The organism is Pseudomonas sp. NFX1, from assembly GCF_051123555.1.
Lineage (GTDB): Bacteria > Pseudomonadota > Gammaproteobacteria > Pseudomonadales > Pseudomonadaceae > Aquipseudomonas > Aquipseudomonas capeferrum.
Window position 1 is genome coordinate 4,019,040 of record NZ_CP169366.1, and the last position, 19,164, is coordinate 4,038,203.

A 19,164-nucleotide genomic window follows, 5' to 3' on the forward strand; every position below is an offset into this window, starting at 1 on the left:
TGCAGGAGCGGCCTTGCCGGGCGCCGGACCGCTCGGAAAGGGCCGCTAAGCGGCCCCAACGATCAGGACGACAAGTACGAAGAGCGGGTCAACCCAAGGCGCAAGGCATCAAGGTACTGGGTCCGCTCACGCGCGCTGATCTTGGCGCTGGCCACCTTGTCGCGGTAGTGAGTCATCAACTCCTCCGGCGACAAGTGCACGTAACGCAGCATGTCTTCGATGGTGTCGTGGGTCTCGATACCGGCGTGGTACACGCTGCCATCGGCGTTCTGGTAGATGTTCACCGAGTCGGTGTCACCGAACAGGTTGTGCATGTCGCCCAGGATCTCCTGGTAGGCGCCGACCAGGAACACGCCCAGCAGGTAGTCCTCACCCTCATTGAGCGCATGCACCGGCATGCTGGTCTCGATGCTCTGCTCGTCGACGTACTGGTTGATCTTGCCGTCGGAGTCACAGGTCAGGTCTTGCAGCACCGCACGACGCAGCGGCTCTTCATTCAGACGATGCAGCGGGATGATCGGCAGCACCTGGCCGATGGCCCAGGTGTCCGGCAGGCTCTGGAACACCGAGAAGTTGCAGATGTACTTGTCGGCCAGCTTGTCGTTGAGCTCGTCCAGCACCTGACGGTGCGAACGCTGGCGCGCCTTCAGCGAGTTGTGCAGGCGACGGCACACGGCGAAGTAGCACTGCTCGGCCAGGGCCTTCTCGGCCAGGCTGATCTTGCCATCGGCATACTGCGCCGCCACGTCACCCATGTAATGGGTGGCGCGCCAGTAAGTCTCGGTGACCATCTCGATATCGGTCGGGCCGAGCAGGTCGGCCAGCCACTGCACGGTCTGCGGCAGGGCCTCTTTGTTCTCGATGGTCGGCACGTCGTCGTTGTGTTTCTCGACGTCGGTCACCTGGATCACCAGCATGGCGTGGTGCGCGGTCAGCGAACGGCCGCTCTCGGAGAAGATGTGCGGGTGCGGCAGGCCCTGCGCGTCGCAGAACTCCTTGAGCATGCCCACCACCACGCCGGCATAGTCATCCATGTCGTAGTTGATGGAACTGGCATTGCGCGAGTGGGTGCCGTCGTAGTCCACACCCAGGCCACCGCCGACGTCGATGTGATCGACCGGCAGGCCCAACGCACGCAGCTCGCCGTAGTAACGGATGGCTTCCTTGAAGCCGTGCTGGTAGTCGGCCAGGTTGGCGATCTGCGAGCCCATGTGGAAGTGCAGCAGGCGGATGCCTTGGTCCAGGCCGGCATCGCGGAAGCGTTGCACCACCGAAATCAGCTGGGCGGCAGACAACCCGAACTTGGACTTCTCGCCACCGGTGTCCGCCCACTTGCTCGACGCCAGCGAAGACAGGCGCACACGCAAGCCCACCTGCGGCTTCACCTTCAGCTCGGCGGCCTCCTCGATCACCAGGGCGACCTCGGACTCCTTCTCGATGACGATGAACACGTTGTGGCCCAGCTTCTGGCCCATCAGCGCCAAGCGAATGAACTCGCGGTCCTTGTAACCGTTGCAGACGATGGTGCCGCCCTTCGGCGCCAGCGCCAGCACCGCCAGCAGCTCAGGCTTGGAGCCGGCCTCAAGGCCGATCGAGACGTTCTGGGTGGCGATGATGTTTTCCACCACCGCTTCCTGCTGGTTGACCTTGATCGGGTACAGCGCGGTGTACTGGCTCTGGTACTCCAGACGCGCGATGTTGGAGTCGAACGCACCGGTCAGCTGGCGTACGCGGTCTTGCAGGATATCGGGGAAGCGCACCAGCAACGGCAACGACAGGCCGCTCTGGCGCAGCTCGTCGACCTGCTCGAACAGGTCGATCGGCGCGCTCTGGGGGCCATTGGGGCGCACTTCGACGCGCCCGGCTTCATTGATGGCGAAATAACCAGCGCCCCAATGGCGGATGCCGTAAACACTGCGGCTGTCGGCCACGGTCCATTGGCTACCATCGTCTTTGCGTGTGCGTCGTACGGACATTCAAGTCCCCTATAGATAAGTCGAAGACACTGCCCCAACGAAAGGGCCGGCGCAGTGTAAAAGCTGAAAATGACGGTTCGTCCGGTTCAGGGGTAGACCCTGCCAACAGGAACGAGTTTAGAAAGCACTGGGCAAAAAATCGCGCGTTGGCCTCAGCCGCCGGACTTTTTAGCTTTGAAACCCTGTTTGGTCAGCTCGCCGATCAACAGCTCGACATGGTCGCCCTGAATCTCGATAACCCCATCCTTCAAGGCGCCACCGGTACCGCAGCGGCGCTTGAGCGTGGTGGCCAGCTCCTTGAGCTGATCGAGGGGCAGCGGCACGCCGGTGACAGTGGTCACGGTCTTGCCACCGCGGCCTTTGCTTTCACGGCGCACACGGGCAATACCATCCCCTTCGGGGACGACTTGCTGCTTGCAGGTGCAGGCATCCACCGGCTGGCCACAGTCGGGGCAATGCCGACCGGCATCGGTGGAGTAAACAAGACCGCCAAGGGCGGCGAAGGAAGAAGCTTTCTTGGCCACTTTTGTTCCTCTGTGCTGAGGACAAAAACTGGTCGGCGGGAGCCGACCGCGAAGCCCCACTCTGGCAGGGGCGGCGCTACTGCCGCAAGATCCTGCGGCAGCCCGAAAAGGGCGCGCAGTGTAACGATAAATCGGGGGCTTGTGTAGGAGCGGGTTTACCCGCGAACAAGGGCGTAGCCCTTGCCATGAAACGCAGGTGTCTGGGACGGCCTCTTGCGGCTAAACCCGCACCTACAGACTGGCTCTATACCGCTGCAACGCCGCCAACGAGTCCGGGCAATACGGCATGCCCAGGCTTTCTGCCTGGGCCTGCTCCAGGCTGATGAACCGCGCCTCACTCACCTCCTCCGGCTGCAAGCGCAAAGGCGCATCGGACACCGCCGAATACACCGCACACCACAAGCGGTTATCAGGCTGGTCGAAGTAGAAGCGCTCATGAAAGCGCAATGCAACGCCATCGACACCCAGCTCTTCGGCCAACTCCCGGGCAGCCGATTCGGCATACCCCTCGCCCGCCGTCACCATGCCGCCTGCTGCCACATCCCAATACCCAGGGTACAGCGCCTTGCTCAAGGTACGCCGGTGCACGCACAACTCACCGGCGCCATTGAACAGCAAGATGAACGTGCAACGGCCGATCAGGCCGCGTTCACGCAGTTCAGCCCTGGGCAGCGCACCCAGTACCTGATCGGCCTCGTCGACCCAGGCGACCAGCTCACGGTCGGAAGCCGCACGGTGGGCGGCTTCCTTGGTGCTGATGGCCACTATCAGCCCTGCGACAGCAACTGACGCAGGTCGATGACCGCAGCGTTGGCGCGGGAGATGTAGTTGGCCATGACCAGCGAGTGGTTGGCCCACATGCCAAAGCCGCTGCCATTCAGCACCATCGGGCTCCACAGCGCTTCCTGCGAGGCTTCCAGCTCTCGGATGATCTGGCGCACGCTGACGGTGGCGTTCTTCTTCGCCAGCACGTCGGCGAAGTCGACCTCGATGGCACGCAGCAGGTGCGACAGCGCCCAGGCTTGACCACGGGCCTCGTAGAACACGTTGTCGATCTGCAGCCATGGGGTTTCGACCAGCTCCTCGTCAACCTGCGGCGCCTGGCCAGGTTGCACCGACTCGGTCTTCAGGGTGGTGTTGAGCTTGACCCGGCCAACGCTGGCCGACAGGCGCTGCGACAGCGAACCCAGGCGGGTGGCCACATCGCCCAGCCAGTTGTTCAGGTTGTCGGCACGGGTGTAGAAGATCGCGCCCTTGTCGCCAGCGGCGAGGCGGGTCTGGTAGCGGTTAAGCGACTTGATGCCTTCTTCGAATTCCGACTCGCTCGACGGCAGGATCCAGCTCTTGTTGTCGAAGTTGAAGCGCGGCTCGGCCTTGGCCAGGTCGGCGTCTTCGGTGGACTGCGACTGCGAACGGGCGAAGTCCTTGCGCAGGGCACGGGACAGGTCGCGGACCTGAACCAGCACGCCGTATTCCCAGCTCGGCATGTTGTCCATCCACAGCCCCGGCGGGAAGCGGTCGTTGGAGATGTAACCGCCCGGCTTGTTCAGCAGGGTACCGGCGACAGTCTTGAGGGTTTCGATGGTGGTGTAGCCGACCACCATCTGCTGGCCATTGCGCTCGGCCGCGGTCTGGGCGTTCTGCTGCACCGGGAACAGCTCCGGCTCCTGGCTCCAGTACCAGCCGAGGCCGATGCAGACCAGCAGGTACAGGCCGATCAGGGTACCCAGTGCACGGCTCCAGAGCCCGCCCAGGTAGCTACGGGCAGCGGCGCCACGGCCATCAACACGCTCGCGGGGTTCGGCTTTGGCCTCGCGGTTTTTCCAGTCCAGCATGGCATTGTCCTTAATCAGTCTCGACGGTTCAGGGGCTTTGACCACAGGCGTGCGCCAGGGTGCCACGGCAAGCCCGCGTCGCTGCACTATAAAGCAGACACTGCCGTACGCATAAGCGACCAGTGGGTCGGTAACTGAATATTCGTTCTAAACCCTTTGTTGATGGAGGGCACTCACCCAAAGGTAAAGAGCTGCTAGCATAGAGCCATCATCGAACCTGCATACCACCCACCCAAAAGTAGCCAGGACATGAGCCAAGCAGTCGATCCGAGCCAGCAGTGCCCCGCCCAGCACCTGTCGCGTACCGGCCTGCGCAAGGATGACCCGCTCAACCAGGTGCCGCTGCCCCTGCGCAAGCCGGTGTACATCCTTTTGCAGGACCACGAGCGTGCCCAGCGCCTGGCCCAACAGCTGGAGTTCTTCGGCCTTGGCGTGCAGGCCCTGTTCAGTGCCGATGCCTTCCACGCATCGCTCAGTGAATGCCCGCCTTCGGCCATCGTCATGGACGTGGACTTCACCGGTAGCGGCCAGGGCCTGCTCCTGGCAGCCCAAGCTCAGGCCCAGCAGGGTTTGCCACAGCCCATTCCGCTGCTGTTCTTCAGCCATCACGAAACCGATACCCCTACCCGCCTGGCGGCGGTGCGCGCCGGCGGCAAGGAATTCCTCACCGGCACGTTGGAAGCCTCCAGCCTGCTGGAGAAGGTCGAACTGCTGACCAGCGCGACCCCGCACGACCCGTTGCGGGTATTGATCATCGACGACTCGCGCACCCAGGCCCTGCACACCGAACGGGTGCTCGCCAGCGCGGGCATGATCACCCGCAGCCTGACCGACCCGATCCGCACCATGGCAGAACTGGCCGACTTCCAGCCCGACCTGATCATCCTCGACCTGTACATGCCGGCCTGCACCGGCCCGGAGCTGGCCAAGGTGATCCGCCACAATGACCGCTACGTCAGTGTGCCGATCATCTACCTGTCGGCCGAGGACGACCTGGACAAGCAGCTCGATGCCATGAGCGAGGGCGGCGATGACTTCCTGACCAAGCCGTTTCGCTCGCGCCACCTGATCACCACCGTGCGCAACCGTGCCGCCCGAGCTCGCCACCTCAAGTCACGCATGGTCCGCGACAGCCTTACCGGGCTGTACAACCACACCCACATCCTGCAATTGCTCGAAGACTGCAGCTACCGCGCCCGGCGCGAGCAGCAGCCGCTGAGCTTCGCCATGCTCGATATCGACCGTTTCAAGCAGATCAACGACCGCCACGGGCACCCGATGGGCGACCGGGTGATCAAGAGCCTGGCACTGTTCCTCAAGCAACGGCTGCGCAAGACCGATTTCATTGGCCGTTATGGTGGCGAAGAGTTCGCCATCGTCATGCCCAATACCGCACTGGATGCCGCGCACAAGGTGCTGGAAGAGATCCGTCGGCGGTTTGCCGAAATTCTTTATCCGGCGCAGCCGCGTGACCTGAACTGCACGTTTAGCGCAGGCGTGGTGCAGCTGGACGATGAGCTGGATGCGCTGACCATGGCCAGTGCGGCTGACGAGGCGTTGTACCGGGCCAAGCATGCGGGCCGTAACTGCGTGGTGCGGGTCGAACCCTAGGCCAATGCAGCGGCCAATAAAGGCCAAATGCCATCTATTTCTCACAGCGAGCCCCAGCGGTCATCACTGCGTAACAAAACCGCAATAACTTCAGGCGCTTACTTCTCCCACTCCCCGCAGGAAGTTCGCGGCTATGCGCCTGAAGTGGCTGACCAATTTCAACACCCTGTTGCTGGTGACCGTCTGCATCGCCCTGGGCGCGACCCTGTGGTGGTCGCAGCGTGCCCTGGAGCGCCCCTATCAGATGATGGAGCGCTACCTGGGCCTGTCCCAGCAGTTCCAGAACCAGGCTGCGCGCAACATTCAGGCCTACCTGGGCAGCGGTGACGCCTTGCGCCACGCCGCCGCCATGGAGGCCAACCAGCAGTTGCAGGCGGCTTTGGCCGAATGGCCCGAGGCGTTGGCTGGCACACTGCGCCCCAGCCTCGACAGCCTGCAGGCCTTTACCGCCGACGAACTGCTGGCCGCCGGCAAGCTGGCCGGTGACCCGCAAGCGCTGCTGTTGCAAGCCGAGCGCGAACTGGGGGCCAACTTCGAACAATTGGCCGGCTACGCCCGGGACAGCGGCAATCCCGAGGCCGACCACTACCTGCTGCCGCTGCTCGACGCCACCGTACACCTGGGGCGCCTGTCGCTGGCCCGCGACAAGCTGGTCAGCAGTGGCCGCCCTGAACTGGCCGATGAAGTGGAGCGCGAGCTGCAACTGATCCGCGTCCAGGCCCAGGCCATCGACAGCCTGCCGTTGCTTGGCGTGACCCGAGCAGCCGAGTCCAGTGCCGACGATTTCGCCGCCATGATGGGCCTGCAGACCCAAGCCAGCGAGCAGCAGGAAGACATCGCCGTCGGCCTCAAGCGCGAACTGCTAAGCCTGCTCAATCGCTACCCGGCCGAACTGCAACGCACCCGCGAGCAGATCGAACGCCGCGCGACCCTGGCCGCCAGCGCGGGCCAGCGCCTGGAAGCGGTGCAACAGGCCATCGCCGGGCTGGAGCCGCAGGTCCGCGGCGAGCATGCCCGGATCGCCGCCGAAGTGCGTATCAGCCAAGGCCTGATGATCGGCCTGATCCTGCTGATCGCCCTGCTCATCGACACCCTGCAGCGGCGCTTGGCGCGAACCCTGACCAGCCTGGCCCCGGCCTTGTCGCACTGGGCCGAGGGTAATTTCGCCGAACCCATCGCCCTGGGCAAGACCAACCGCGAGCTGCACGACATCCAGGAATCGCTCAACCGCCTGCGCCAGTACCTCGTGGCCCTGGTCGGCACCCTGCGCCACAACGCCGAGCAGGTGGCAGGCAGCAGCCACGCCCTGGCCGGTATGAGCGCCGCCCTGCACGACGGCGCCGAGCGCCAGGCCGGCGATACCGGGCAGATCCGCGACGCGCTCGCTGAACTGGAAGCGACCATCCAGCAAGTGGCCGGCGATGCCAGCGCCGCCGCCGATGCCAGCCATGATGCAGGGCGTGCGGTGGAACGCGGCCAGGCGGTGATCGGCCAGAGCTTGTCCGGTTTGCGTGAGCTGGTCGACGAGGTGCAGGGCAATGCCCGCATGATCGAACAGCTGGCCGAAGAGTCCGCCACCATTGGCGGTGTGCTGACGGTGATTCGCTCGATTGCCGAGCAGACCAACCTGCTGGCCCTCAATGCCGCGATCGAAGCTGCGCGCGCCGGCGAGATGGGCCGCGGCTTTGCCGTGGTGGCTGACGAAGTGCGCTCTCTGGCACAACGCACCACCGGTGCGACGGGCGAGATCCAGGCGCTGATCGATCGCTTGCAGCAGGCGGCCAAGGGCTCGGTGGCGGGCATGCGGGCGCAGCTCGAACATGCCGAGGCCACTGCCAGCCAGGCCCAGGCCGCTGACGGTGCGCTGGACGAAATTGTCCGCGCCATTGGCACCATTGCCGATACCGCCGTGCGGATTGCCGATGTCACGGCTCAGCAGAGCGGCGCGGTGAGCGAGATTCGCGACCATAGCGAGCGGATTCATGCCCTGGGTGAGGACAATTTGCAGCGCATTGGCGAGGGGCGCGAGCAAGGCGAGCAATTGCTGAACCTGGGCAGCGAGCTGAGCACGGCTGTGCGTGCGTTCAGGGTCTGATCGTCTGCCTGTGGGGCCGGTACAGGCGATACAAGCAACAGCGGCCATGTGTCGCTCGCCCAGACGCCACACGCCAAATCCAGACCAACTCCGTTATCATGCCCCGCACGTTCCACCTCGCGAGTCCGCCATGCGCCGCCTGTTTCTCCTGCTGTTCCTGCTGCTGGCCAGCCCTGCCTTCGCTACGGGCCTGCTCGACAACCGCCCAAGCGCCACCCTCGGCGCCGCTTCCCTGTCCAACGCCGCAGATTTCCTGCCCGTTCACGAAGCCTTCAAGCTCAGCCTGATCCAGGCCGACGCCCAGCACATCAAACTGCGCTTCGTCGCCACCGACGGCTACTACCTTTACCGCCACCGTTTCCAGTTCCGCACGGAACCGGCCGACGTGGCCCTGGGCACGCCCAACATCCCCAAGGGCGAAGCCAAGCACGACGAATTCTTCGGTGACGTCGAGGTGTATCACGGTGTACTCGACATCGAACTGCCCCGCACCGATCCACGCGCGTTCACCCTGTTGGTGGGTTACCAGGGGTGCGCCGACAAGGGCCTGTGCTACCCGCCGGAAACCGAGCGCCTGAGCATCGACGGCGAAGGCGGTGCCGCCGCTGTTGCGCCGGCGGCTGGTGAACAGGGCTGGAACTGGAAATCGCTGTTGCTGTTCTTCCTCGCCGGCGTCGGCCTGACCTTCACCCCCTGCGTACTGCCGATGCTGCCGATTCTCTCGGGCGTGGTCCTGCGTGGCCAGGTCGGTGGGCTGCGCGGGCTGGCGCTGTCACTGGCGTACATCCTGCCGATGGCGGTCAGCTTCGCAGTACTGGGCGCACTGATGGGCCTGTTCGGTGCCGGCCTCAACCTGCAGGCGCGCCTGCAGTCGGCTTGGCTGCTGGTGCCCTTCGCGCTGTTTTTCGTGGTGTTCGCCCTGGCCATGTTCGGCCTGTTCGAGCTCAAACTGCCGCAAGCCTTGAGCAACCGTCTCGACAACGTCGCCAGCCGCACCAAGGGTGGCTCGTTGCTCGGCGCAGCGGTACTGGGCGTCCTTTCCAGCCTGCTGGTGTCGCCGTGTGTGTCGGCACCGCTGGCCGGTGCCCTGCTCTATATCAGCGCCAGTGGTGATGCCTTGGGCGGTGCGCTAAAACTGTTCGCCCTGGGCCTTGGCATGGGTGCGCCGCTGCTGCTGGTGGCTACCGGCGGCGCGGCCTGGCTGCCGAAGAGCGGCCCGTGGCTGAACACGGTTAAAAACGCCATCGGTGTGCTGCTGCTGGGCCTGGCCATCGGCCTGCTCAGCCGCGTGCTGCCCGGGCCGCTGACCTTGCTGCTGGTCGGCTTCCTGGCCGGCGGTGTGGCAGTGTTCCTCGGCGCCGTGGAGTTCGTCATCAAAACCCCGCGCCAGCGCCTGGCACAACTGCTGGGCCTGGCCTTGCTGATGTACGCCCTGGCCTGCTGGTACGGGGCGCTCAATGGCCAAGGCGACCCGCTGCGCCCCTTGCCTGCGCCGGGTGTGGCTGCTGGCAGTGCTGGCCCAACCGCCCCTGCGGATGCCTGGCAGACCATCACCACCCCCGCCGCGCTGGACGCCGCCCTGGCCCAGGCCAAGGCCGCCGGCCAGCCGGTGCTGCTCGACTGGTACGCCGACTGGTGCATCAGCTGCAAGGTGATCGAGCACGAAGTGCTCAGCGCCGCGCAGGTCCAAGCGCAGCTGGGCGCGTTCAAGCTGCTGCGCTTCGACATCACAGAAAGCAACGCCGAGCAGCGCACCCTGCTCGATCGCTACCAACTGTTCGGCCCGCCCGCGCTGTTGTTCTTTGCAGCGAACGGCAGCGAAATGACCAGCGATCGGGTGGTTGGCGAGATAAACGCCGGCGATTTTGCCGAGGTTCTGGCGCGCGTGCGCGGCAAACTCGGTCTATAACTTCCGGCGGGCCGCAGAAAAACCTCGGTACAGTGACCGGATTTAATCATCCGGTCACATACTTCGCGCGAATCTCGGACATCGTGCTGGCTATTGCCGGGAACTGGACACTTGCCGTCGCTTTGCGGCACACTCGCCGCGCTGTGTCGAATTGCCCTACAAATCCAAGGAATCCGCAGATGGCTACGCTACTGGTGCTTCACGGCCCCAACCTCAACCTGCTCGGTACCCGCGAGCCGGGCCACTACGGCGCCGTGACCCTGGCCCAGATCAACCAGGACCTGGAGCAACGTGCCCGCGCCGCAGGCCACCATCTGCAATACCTGCAGAGCAATGCCGAATACGAACTGATCGACCGTATTCACGCCGCACGCAACGAGGGTGTGGACTTCATCCTGATCAATCCGGCTGCTTTCACCCACACAAGTGTCGCATTACGTGACGCATTGCTTGCGGTGAGCATCCCATTCATCGAAGTGCACCTGTCCAACGTGCACAAACGCGAACCGTTCCGTCACCACTCCTACTTTTCCGATGTGGCCGTAGGGGTGATTTGCGGCCTGGGCGCCAGCGGTTATCGCATGGCCCTGGAGTCCGCGCTGGAACAACTGGCTGCCAACGCACAGCCCTGATGACAGAGACCCTGGCCTAAGTGGGCCGGGGTTTGAGAGAAACGTTCTAGACACGTTTTCAATTACGCCCCCTGACCGAACCTTGGGAGTTGATGATTAATGGATATCCGTAAAGTCAAGAAACTGATCGAACTGCTGGAAGAGTCTGGCATCGACGAACTGGAGATCAAGGAAGGCGAAGAGTCGGTCCGTATCAGCCGTCACAGCAAGACCCCAGCAGCTCAGCAGTTCTACGCACCGGCCCCGATGGCTGCCGCACCTGTAGCCGCCCCGGCCGCTGCCGCTGCTGCCCCGGTCGCCGAAGCCGCTGCCCCGGCCCTGAAAGGCACCGTGGTGCGTTCGCCGATGGTCGGTACCTTCTACCGCAAACCATCGCCGACCTCGCCGAACTTCGCTGAAGTTGGCCAGTCGGTGAAAAAGGGCGACACCCTGTGCATCGTCGAAGCCATGAAGATGATGAACCACATCGAAGCCGAGTTCGGCGGTGTCATCGACGCCATCCTGGTAGAAGACGGCCAGCCGGTTGAGTTTGACCAGCCGCTGTTCACCATCGTTTGAACCGCGGAGAGCCAACGATGTCTGCGAAGCTCGAAAAAGTCCTGATCGCCAACCGCGGGGAAATTGCCCTGCGGATCCTGCGTGCCTGCAAAGAGCTGGGCATCAAGACCGTCGCCGTGCACTCCACGGCTGACCGCGAACTGATGCACCTGGGTCTTGCAGACGAGTCGGTCTGCATCGGTCCTGCGCCCTCCAAAGGTTCCTACCTGCACATCCCGGCGATCATCGCTGCCGCCGAAGTCACTGGCGCCACCGCGATCCACCCGGGCTACGGCTTCCTGGCTGAAAACGCCGACTTTGCCGAGCAGGTAGAAAAATCCGGTTTCGCCTTCATCGGCCCGAAAGCCGACACCATTCGCCTGATGGGCGACAAGGTTTCGGCCAAGGACGCGATGATCAAGTCGGGTGTTCCGACCGTACCGGGCTCTGACGGCCCGCTGCCGGAAGACGAAGAAGTCGCCCTGGCAATCGCCCGTGACGTCGGCTACCCGGTGATCATCAAGGCCGCCGGTGGCGGTGGTGGTCGCGGCATGCGTGTGGTGCACAAGGAAGAGGACCTGATTTCCTCGGCCAAACTGACCCGTACCGAAGCCGGTGCTGCGTTTGGCAACCCGATGGTCTACCTGGAGAAGTTCCTGACCAACCCACGTCACGTGGAAGTTCAGGTACTGTCCGACGGCCAGGGCAACGCCATCCACCTGGGCGACCGTGACTGCTCGCTGCAGCGCCGTCACCAGAAGGTACTGGAAGAAGCGCCGGCACCGGGCATCGACGAGAAGGCCCGTCAGGAAGTCTTCAAGCGTTGCGTCGATGCGTGCATCGAAATCGGCTACCGCGGTGCGGGTACTTTCGAGTTCCTGTACGAGAACGGCAACTTCTACTTCATCGAGATGAACACCCGTGTACAGGTTGAGCATCCGGTGTCGGAAATGGTCACTGGCATCGACATCGTCAAGGAGATGCTGAGCATCGCCGCTGGCAACAAGCTGTCGTTCCGCCAGGAAGACGTGGTGATCCGTGGTCACTCCCTGGAGTGCCGGATCAACGCCGAAGACCCGAAGAAGTTCATCCCGAGCCCAGGCACGGTCAAGCACTTCCACGCCCCAGGTGGCAACGGCGTTCGCGTCGATTCGCACCTGTACAGCGGTTATTCGGTTCCACCGAACTACGACTCGCTGATCGGCAAGCTGATCACCTACGGCAAGGACCGCGAAGAAGCGATGGCGCGCATGCGCAATGCGCTGGACGAGATCGTCGTCGACGGCATCAAGACCAACATCCCACTGCACCGCGACCTGGTGCGTGATGAAGGTTTCTGCAAAGGCGGCGTCAACATTCATTACCTCGAGCACAAACTGGCTAGCCAGGAGTGATTGTGTAGTGTGATGTGATGAAAACCCCGGACTTGTTCCGGGGTTTTTTATTGGCTGCAGGAAGTCGGTGATGCTGGTGGGTGCATGCCTTGAGGGGTGTGTTGCCTATGAGATCAAGCGCCGTCACCGCACAATCCCCCAAACAAGCCTCACCCTTTCATCCGCGGCATCTCGATACGATGCTCATGCACCCGCCGATACAACGTCGCCCGCGAAATTCCCAACGCCCGCGCCGCATCCGCCGGCTTCCAGCGATGCCGGATCAAGGCATCGAGCAACAGCTGCCGCGCCGGGCTGGAAAGGCCACGGTCGCCAGAGGGCAACGCATCGCCACGCACCTCCTGCGGCAAATCCTCAAGCCTCACCCAACCGCCTTCACTCACCGCACAGGCATAGCGCAACACCTGCCGAAGCTGGCGCAAGTTGCCCGGCCAGCGGTACAGCAACAGCGCCTGCAATGCATCATCCGCCAGCACCACCTCGACACCGCACGCCTCCGCTTCCTCGGCCAACAACTGATGAACCAACCCCAACCGGTCCTCCCGATCCCGCAGCGGCGGTAACTCGAACCTGGCGTTGGCCAGGCGGAAATACAGGTCCTCGCGAAAACGCCCGTCCGCCACCATCGCCGCCAGATCCCGGTGCGTCGCGCAGATCACCTGGATATCCACCCGCTCACGCCGCGCAGCCCCCAATGGCGCCACCTCGCCCTCGGCCAGCACGCGCAGCAGGCGGGTCTGCAGATTCAGCGGCATGTCGCCGATCTCGTCGAGGAACAACGTGCCGCCATCAGCCTGCTGCAAAAGCCCCTGCATGCCTTTGCTGGAAGCCCCGGTGAACGCCCCGGCCACATAACCGAACAGCTCGCTCTCGATCAGGCTCTCGGGGATGGCTGCGCAGTTCAGCGTGACGAAGGGCCCTTCACGCCGCAGGCTTTGCTGGTGCAACTGACGGGCGAAAACCTCTTTGCCGGCGCCTGTCTCACCCTGCACCAGCACCGCCAGGTTGCAGTCCTTGACCCGCGTGGCCAGGCGCAAGTGCTGCTCGATGCGCGCATCCTGCGCCTGGCGCAACCGCTGCGCTTGCGGGCGCCGTTGCGGTGCGCTGACCCGGCCATACAGCTCGCCCCAGCCAGGCAGGCGTTGCGCCGAGGCCTCGTTGATGCAGCGCAGTTGGCCCGGGTCGAACAGTTCGCCGATATGCTCGGGCAAGCGGCCCAGACGCTCCACCAGCCGCTGGCGGGCCAGGCTGTTGAGCGCCTGCAGACGGCCGTCGGCATCCCAGGCCAGCAGGTAATCCGGCTGGCTCTCGACGTAGCCCGGTGTGCCATGCGCACGCATGACCCAATGGCCCTGGGCGCTGTGCATGAAAAACGCGTTTTCGATCTCGCGCGCAGTCTGCTCGACCAACTGCCGGATCAGGTGCTGGCTGCGGCGATCATCCGGGGACTGCAAGGCGGACACATCCACCACGCCAAGCAGCTCGCCGAGCGGGTCGAACACCGGCGCCGCGGTGCAGGTCAGGCCGATGAAGGCGGCGCGAAAGTGATCGCGCTTGTGCACCGTGACCGGCGCCTTGCTGGTCAGCACCGCCGCCACCCCACAGGTGCCCTCCTCGCCCTCCGACCAGCACGTGCCGAGGTACAGCCCGGCCTTGCGGCAGTCGTTGCGGATGGCCGACTCGACCCGGTAATCGATGGTCTGCCCCTGGGCATCGGTGAGCAGAACGCAATAGTCAGCGCCGCGCACCCGTTCATGCAGCCGCGCCACCGCATCGCTGGCGATGCGCAAGAACAGCTCGGCGCGTTCGCGGCATTCGTTGAGCAGGCTTTGGGAAAGGATACGTGGCCCCTGCTGCGAGCCTGGATCGAGGCGATACAGGTCCATGGAGCGGCGCCAGGAGTCGAGGATCAGCGGCGGCACCGGCGCCTGGGGCAGGCGATCGGCGTTTTTCAGCACCCGGCTGACGCAGTCGACATGGGCTCGGGAGTTCGCGGCAAGCATTCAGGCCCTCCGGTTCTCGTTGCTGTTTTTGTCGTTGTGCGGCCATTAAGCGCTTCCGAGCATGCCCCGACAAGCACTGTGTGATTACCGGTTGGCTTGAGACGCTGCGTCTCAGCGTCTCGGCAAACACGGCCCCGGCGTGGCACGCGGCGTCTCGCAGGGGCCGCCTGGCACATGCCTGGCGTTATGCTGCAACCGCTCTAAGGCGGCCACTTCAGGCCTGCCGAGCAAAGCTGGCACCCACCTTGCTCTGCCCATGGCAAACAAGAATATGAGGTGCGCCATGCCGCAACCCACCCCGACTGTCGGGATCATTGCCAACCCTGCCTCCGGCCGCGACCTGCGCCGCCTGACTGCCAGTGCCGGGCTCTATTCGAGCACCGACAAGGCTTCGGCGATCCAGCGCCTGCTCGCCGCCTTCGGTGCCACCGGCATCGACAAGGTTCTGCTGCCCACCGACATGACCGGCATCGCCGCCGCCGTGCTCAAGGCCAGCCAAGGCCCGGGCGCTCGCGATCAGCACTGGCCGACCCTCCAGATCATCGACCTGCCGTTGACCCAGACCGTTGCCGATACCCGCCTGGCCACCCGGCGCATGGTCGAGCAAGGCGTGACGATGATCGCAGTACTCGGCGGCGATGGCACCCACAAAGCCGTCGCTGCCGAGGCCGGCGACACGCCACTGCTGACGTTGTCCACCGGCACCAACAATGCCTTCCCTGAATTGCGCGAAGCCACCAGCGCCGGCCTGGCCGGCGGCCTGCTCGCCAGCGGCCGCGTGCCCGCCAGCATCGGCTTGCGCCGCAACAAGCGCCTGCTGGTGAAGGTGCCCGAGCAGCAGTTGGCCGAGTGGGCCCTGGTGGAAGTCGCCGTGTCGCCCCAGCGCTTCATCGGCGCCCGGGCCCTGAGCCGCAGCGAAGACCTCAGCGAAGTATTCGCCTGCTTCGCCGAACCCCACGCCATTGGCCTGTCCGCCTTGTGCGGCCTGTGGTGCCCGGTTTCACGCCTGGACGCTCACGGCGCCTGGGTACGCCTGAACCCTGGCGCCGAACAGGCCCTGCTCGCACCACTGGCGCCCGGTGTGCTGCAAGGCTGTGGCATCACCGCCAGCGGCCCATTGACGCCCGGCGTCGCCCATCGCCTGAGCCTGGCCAGCGGCACGCTGGCCTTGGACGGCGAGCGCGAGATCGAATTCGCCGAACACGACACCCCCACCATCACTCTGGACCACCAAGGCCCCCTGACCGTGGACGTCGAGGCCGTACTGGCCCACGCCGCCCGCCATCACCTGCTGGCCGTCCCGCGCGGCCACCGGCTACACCCTGCAACCGCGTGTTGAGACAACCCTGGAGAACAACAAGATGTCCAATCAACTCAGTACCGAACAACTGCTGCATGCCTATGAAGTGATGCGCACCATCCGCGCATTCGAAGAGCGTCTGCACGTGGAGTTCGCCACCGGCGAGATCCCCGGGTTCGTCCACCTCTATGCTGGCGAGGAGGCCTCCGCCGCAGGGGTCATGGCCCACCTGCGCGACAGCGACTGCATTGCCTCGACCCACCGCGGGCACGGCCACTGCATCGCCAAGGGCGTGGATGTGTACGGCATGATGGCCGAGATCTACGGCAAGAGAACTGGCGTATGCGGCGGCAAGGGCGGCTCCATGCACATTGCCGACCTGGAAAAGGGCATGCTCGGCGCCAACGGCATCGTCGGGGCCGGCGCGCCGCTGGTTGCCGGTGCTGCCCTGGCCGCCAAGCTCAAGGGCCGCGACGACGTGTCGGTGGCCTTCTTCGGCGACGGCGCCTCCAACGAGGGCGCCGTGTTCGAAGCCATGAACATGGCCGCGATCATGAACCTGCCGTGCATCTTCGTCGCCGAGAACAACGGCTACGCCGAGGCAACGGCCTCGAACTGGTCGGTGGCCTGCGACCACATTGCCGACCGCGCCGCCGGTTTCGGCATGCCGGGTGTGACCATCGACGGCTTCGATTTCTTCGCCGTGTACGAGGCCGCCGGCGCCGCCATCGAACGGGCGCGTAGCGGGCAAGGGCCCTCGCTGATCGAGGTCAAGCTCAGCCGCTACTACGGCCACTTCGAAGGTGACGCGCAAACCTACCGCGCCCCGGATGAAGTGAAGAACCTGCGCGAAACCCGCGATTGCCTGATGCAGTTCCGCAACAAGACCACCCGCGCCGGCCTGCTCAGTGCCGAACAACTGGACGCCATCGACGCCCGTGTCGAAGACCTGATCGAAGACGCTGTGCGCCGCGCGAAATCCGATCCCAAGCCACAGCCCGCCGACCTGCTCAGCGACGTCTACGTCAGCTACCCCTGAGCCGCGGATTACAAGAACAAGAGGAGAATCACCATGGCAAGAAAGATCAGCTACCAGCAGGCCATCAACGAAGCCCTGGCCCAGGAAATGCGCCGTGACAGCACCGTGTTCATCATCGGTGAAGACGTCGCCGGCGGTGCCGGTGCCCCTGGCGAAGAGGATGCCTGGGGCGGCGTGCTGGGCGTGACCAAAGGCCTCTACCACCAGTTCCCAGGCCGGGTACTGGATGCGCCGCTGTCCGAGATCGGCTATGTCGGCGCCGCCGTGGGTGCCGCGACCCAAGGTCTGCGCCCGGTGTGCGAACTGATGTTCGTGGATTTTGCCGGCTGCTGCCTGGACCAGATCCTCAACCAGGCCGCCAAGTTTCGCTACATGTTCGGCGGCAAGGCGGTGACCCCGCTGGTGATGCGCACCATGTACGGCGCCGGCCTGCGCGCGGCGGCCCAGCACTCGCAGATGCTCACCTCGTTGTGGACGCACATCCCCGGGCTGAAGGTGGTCTGCCCCTCTTCGCCGTACGATGCCAAGGGCCTGCTGATTCAGGCGATACGCGACAACGACCCGGTGATCTTCTGCGAGCACAAACTGCTCTACAGCATGCAGGGCGAAGTGCCGGAAGAGGTCTACACGGTGCCGTTCGGTGAAGCCAACTTCCTGCGCGACGGCGACGATGTGACCCTGGTGACCTACGGGCGCATGGTCCATGTGGCCCTGGAGGCCGCCAACAACCTCGCCCGCCAGGGCATCGACTGCGAAGTGCTGGACCTGCGCACCACCAGCCCGCTGGATGAAGACAGCATTCTCGAAAGCGTTGAGAAGACCGGCCGCCTGGTGGTGATCGACGAAGCCAACCCGCGCTGCTCGATGGCCACCGACATCAGTGCACTGGTGGCGCAAAAAGCCTTCGGCGCCCTCAAGGGCCCGATCGAGATGGTCACCGCGCCGCATACGCCGGTGCCGTTCTCCGACGCCCTGGAAGACCTGTACATCCCCGACGCGACGAAAATCGAGGCCGCCGTGCGCAAGGTAATCGAAGCCGCAAGGAGTGCCGCATGAGCCAGATCCATACGCTGACCATGCCCAAGTGGGGCTTGTCGATGACCGAGGGCCGGGTGGATACCTGGCTCAAGCAGGAAGGTGACGCCATCAGCAAGGGCGACGAAGTGCTGGACGTCGAGACCGACAAGATCAGCAGCAGCGTCGAAGCCCCCTTCAGCGGTGTACTGCGCCGCCTGGTGGCCAAGCCGGATGAAACCCTGCCGGTCGGTGCGCTGCTGGCGGTGGTGGTCGAAGGCGAAGCCGACGAGGCCGAGATCGACGCCGTGGTGCAGCGCTTCCAGGCCGAGTTCGTCGCCGAAGGTGGCGCAGACCAGGCGCAGGGCCCAGCCCCGCAAAAAGCCGAAGTGGGCGGCCGCCTGTTGCGCTGGTTCGAACTGGGCGAAGGCGGTACGCCGCTGGTGCTGGTGCACGGCTTTGGCGGTGATTTGAACAACTGGCTGTTCAACCACCCGGCGCTGGCCGCCGAACGCCGCGTCATCGCGCTCGACCTGCCCGGGCATGGCGAGTCGGCCAAGGCGCTGCAACGCGGGGACCTGGATGAACTGAGCGAAGCGGTACTGGCACTGCTCGACCACCTGGAGATCCCCCGGGCCCACCTGGCCGGGCATTCGATGGGCGGTGCGGTCAGCCTCAACGTGGCACGCCTGGCGCCGCAGCGGGTGGCAAGCCTGAGCCTGGTGGCCAGTGCCGGGCTAGGCACAGCGATCAACGGCCAGTACCTGGAAGGCTTCGTGGCCGCTGCCAACCGCAATGCACTCAAGCCGCAGATGGTGCAGCTGTTTGCCGACCCGGCGCTGGTTACCCGGCAGTTGCTGGAGGACATGCTCAAGTTCAAGCGGCTGGAGGGTGTCGACGCGGCGTTATGCCAACTGGGGTCGGCCATTGCCGAAGGCGACCAGCAGCGCCACGACCTGCGGGGCGTGCTGGGGCAGCACCCGGCGCTGGTGATCTGGGGCGGGAAGGACGCGATCATCCCGGCCAGCCATGCCGACGGGCTGGAGGCCGAAGTACTGGTGCTGCCAGATGCTGGCCACATGGTGCAGATGGAGGCGGCCGAGGAGGTGAATCGGAGGATGGGGGCGTTTTTGCGGGGGCATTGAAGGGGGGGGCGTGCAGGTGTTCGCCTTGGGATGTGCAGCGCCTATGAGATCGAGCGCCGCGCGGGCGGCGCTCGGTCTCATAGGCGCCGAAACAATCAAGGCATGCACCGTCCGCCCCCACTCGTTCACTGTCTCAACCCCCCATTCTGC

Annotated in this window: 15 protein-coding genes; 10 read left to right on the top strand and 5 right to left on the bottom strand. The window is 64.6% G+C overall.

Annotated elements, in window-relative coordinates:
* Positions 1-62: 62 nt before the first annotated feature.
* From speA to DJ563_RS18090, 4 genes are all read right to left on the bottom strand, one after another.
* Positions 63-1,976 (bottom strand): arginine decarboxylase, encoded by a 1,914-nt coding sequence (gene speA, locus DJ563_RS18075; RefSeq protein ID WP_434518124.1) that lies wholly within the window; start codon positions 1,974-1,976, stop codon positions 63-65.
* A gap of 152 nt (positions 1,977-2,128) precedes the next feature.
* Entirely contained in the window at positions 2,129-2,500 is a 372-nt protein-coding gene (locus tag DJ563_RS18080; protein ID WP_186660677.1) for a translation initiation factor Sui1, read from the bottom strand.
* Between the two features lie 231 nt (positions 2,501-2,731).
* Positions 2,732-3,265 carry an NUDIX hydrolase gene (locus DJ563_RS18085; RefSeq protein WP_274097464.1) on the bottom strand — a complete coding sequence of 178 codons (534 nt, stop codon included), beginning with the start codon at positions 3,263-3,265 and terminating at the stop codon, positions 2,732-2,734.
* Between the two features lie 2 nt (positions 3,266-3,267).
* Positions 3,268-4,335, bottom strand: coding sequence for a DUF2333 family protein (locus DJ563_RS18090; protein ID WP_274097463.1), 1,068 nt, complete (start codon positions 4,333-4,335; stop codon positions 3,268-3,270).
* A 249-nt stretch (positions 4,336-4,584) separates the two neighbouring features.
* Between DJ563_RS18090 and DJ563_RS18095 the strand changes: the two genes are divergently transcribed.
* The 6 genes from DJ563_RS18095 (at position 4,585) to accC (ending at position 12,513) form a co-directional block, all read left to right on the top strand.
* Entirely contained in the window at positions 4,585-5,946 is a 1,362-nt protein-coding gene (locus DJ563_RS18095; RefSeq protein WP_274097462.1) for a diguanylate cyclase, read from the top strand.
* A gap of 1,315 nt (positions 5,947-7,261) precedes the next feature.
* A complete protein-coding gene (locus DJ563_RS18100; RefSeq protein ID WP_371856448.1) occupies positions 7,262-8,041 on the top strand; it encodes a methyl-accepting chemotaxis protein in 780 nt (259 codons plus the stop codon).
* A 130-nt stretch (positions 8,042-8,171) separates the two neighbouring features.
* Complete coding sequence (locus tag DJ563_RS18105) at positions 8,172-9,950, top strand: protein-disulfide reductase DsbD (RefSeq protein WP_274097460.1); 1,779 nt, start codon at positions 8,172-8,174, stop codon at positions 9,948-9,950.
* Positions 9,951-10,129: 179 nt separating this feature from the next.
* The gene (gene aroQ, locus DJ563_RS18110; RefSeq protein ID WP_033703396.1) at positions 10,130-10,582 is read left to right on the top strand and encodes a type II 3-dehydroquinate dehydratase; all 453 of its coding nucleotides are present in this window, start codon (positions 10,130-10,132) and stop codon (positions 10,580-10,582) included.
* 99 nt (positions 10,583-10,681) lie between these two features.
* Entirely contained in the window at positions 10,682-11,140 is a 459-nt protein-coding gene (gene accB / locus DJ563_RS18115; RefSeq protein ID WP_274097459.1) for an acetyl-CoA carboxylase biotin carboxyl carrier protein, read from the top strand.
* A gap of 17 nt (positions 11,141-11,157) precedes the next feature.
* Positions 11,158-12,513 carry an acetyl-CoA carboxylase biotin carboxylase subunit gene (accC, locus tag DJ563_RS18120; RefSeq protein WP_033703398.1) on the top strand — a complete coding sequence of 452 codons (1,356 nt, stop codon included), beginning with the start codon at positions 11,158-11,160 and terminating at the stop codon, positions 12,511-12,513.
* Between the two features lie 149 nt (positions 12,514-12,662).
* Here the strand turns inward: accC and DJ563_RS18125 are convergent, their stop codons facing one another.
* Positions 12,663-14,516 (bottom strand): sigma-54-dependent Fis family transcriptional regulator, encoded by a 1,854-nt coding sequence (locus DJ563_RS18125; protein WP_434518125.1) that lies wholly within the window; start codon positions 14,514-14,516, stop codon positions 12,663-12,665.
* A 283-nt stretch (positions 14,517-14,799) separates the two neighbouring features.
* Here DJ563_RS18125 and DJ563_RS18130 point away from each other — a divergent pair, with 283 nt between their 5' ends.
* Genes DJ563_RS18130 through DJ563_RS18145 form a run of 4 tightly spaced genes read left to right on the top strand, consistent with a single transcriptional unit; the run spans position 14,800 to position 19,014 of the window.
* Positions 14,800-15,855: an ATP-NAD kinase family protein gene (locus tag DJ563_RS18130; RefSeq protein ID WP_434518126.1), complete on the top strand. Its 1,056-nt coding sequence runs from the start codon at positions 14,800-14,802 to the stop codon at positions 15,853-15,855.
* A gap of 22 nt (positions 15,856-15,877) precedes the next feature.
* Positions 15,878-16,855 (top strand): thiamine pyrophosphate-dependent dehydrogenase E1 component subunit alpha, encoded by a 978-nt coding sequence (locus tag DJ563_RS18135; RefSeq protein WP_033703401.1) that lies wholly within the window; start codon positions 15,878-15,880, stop codon positions 16,853-16,855.
* A 33-nt stretch (positions 16,856-16,888) separates the two neighbouring features.
* Positions 16,889-17,911 carry an alpha-ketoacid dehydrogenase subunit beta gene (locus tag DJ563_RS18140; protein WP_434518127.1) on the top strand — a complete coding sequence of 341 codons (1,023 nt, stop codon included), beginning with the start codon at positions 16,889-16,891 and terminating at the stop codon, positions 17,909-17,911.
* Positions 17,908-19,014, top strand: coding sequence for an acetoin dehydrogenase dihydrolipoyllysine-residue acetyltransferase subunit (locus DJ563_RS18145; RefSeq protein WP_434518128.1), 1,107 nt, complete (start codon positions 17,908-17,910; stop codon positions 19,012-19,014). The genes DJ563_RS18140 and DJ563_RS18145 overlap by 4 nt, the downstream gene beginning before the upstream one ends.
* The last annotated feature ends 150 nt before the right edge of the window (positions 19,015-19,164 follow it).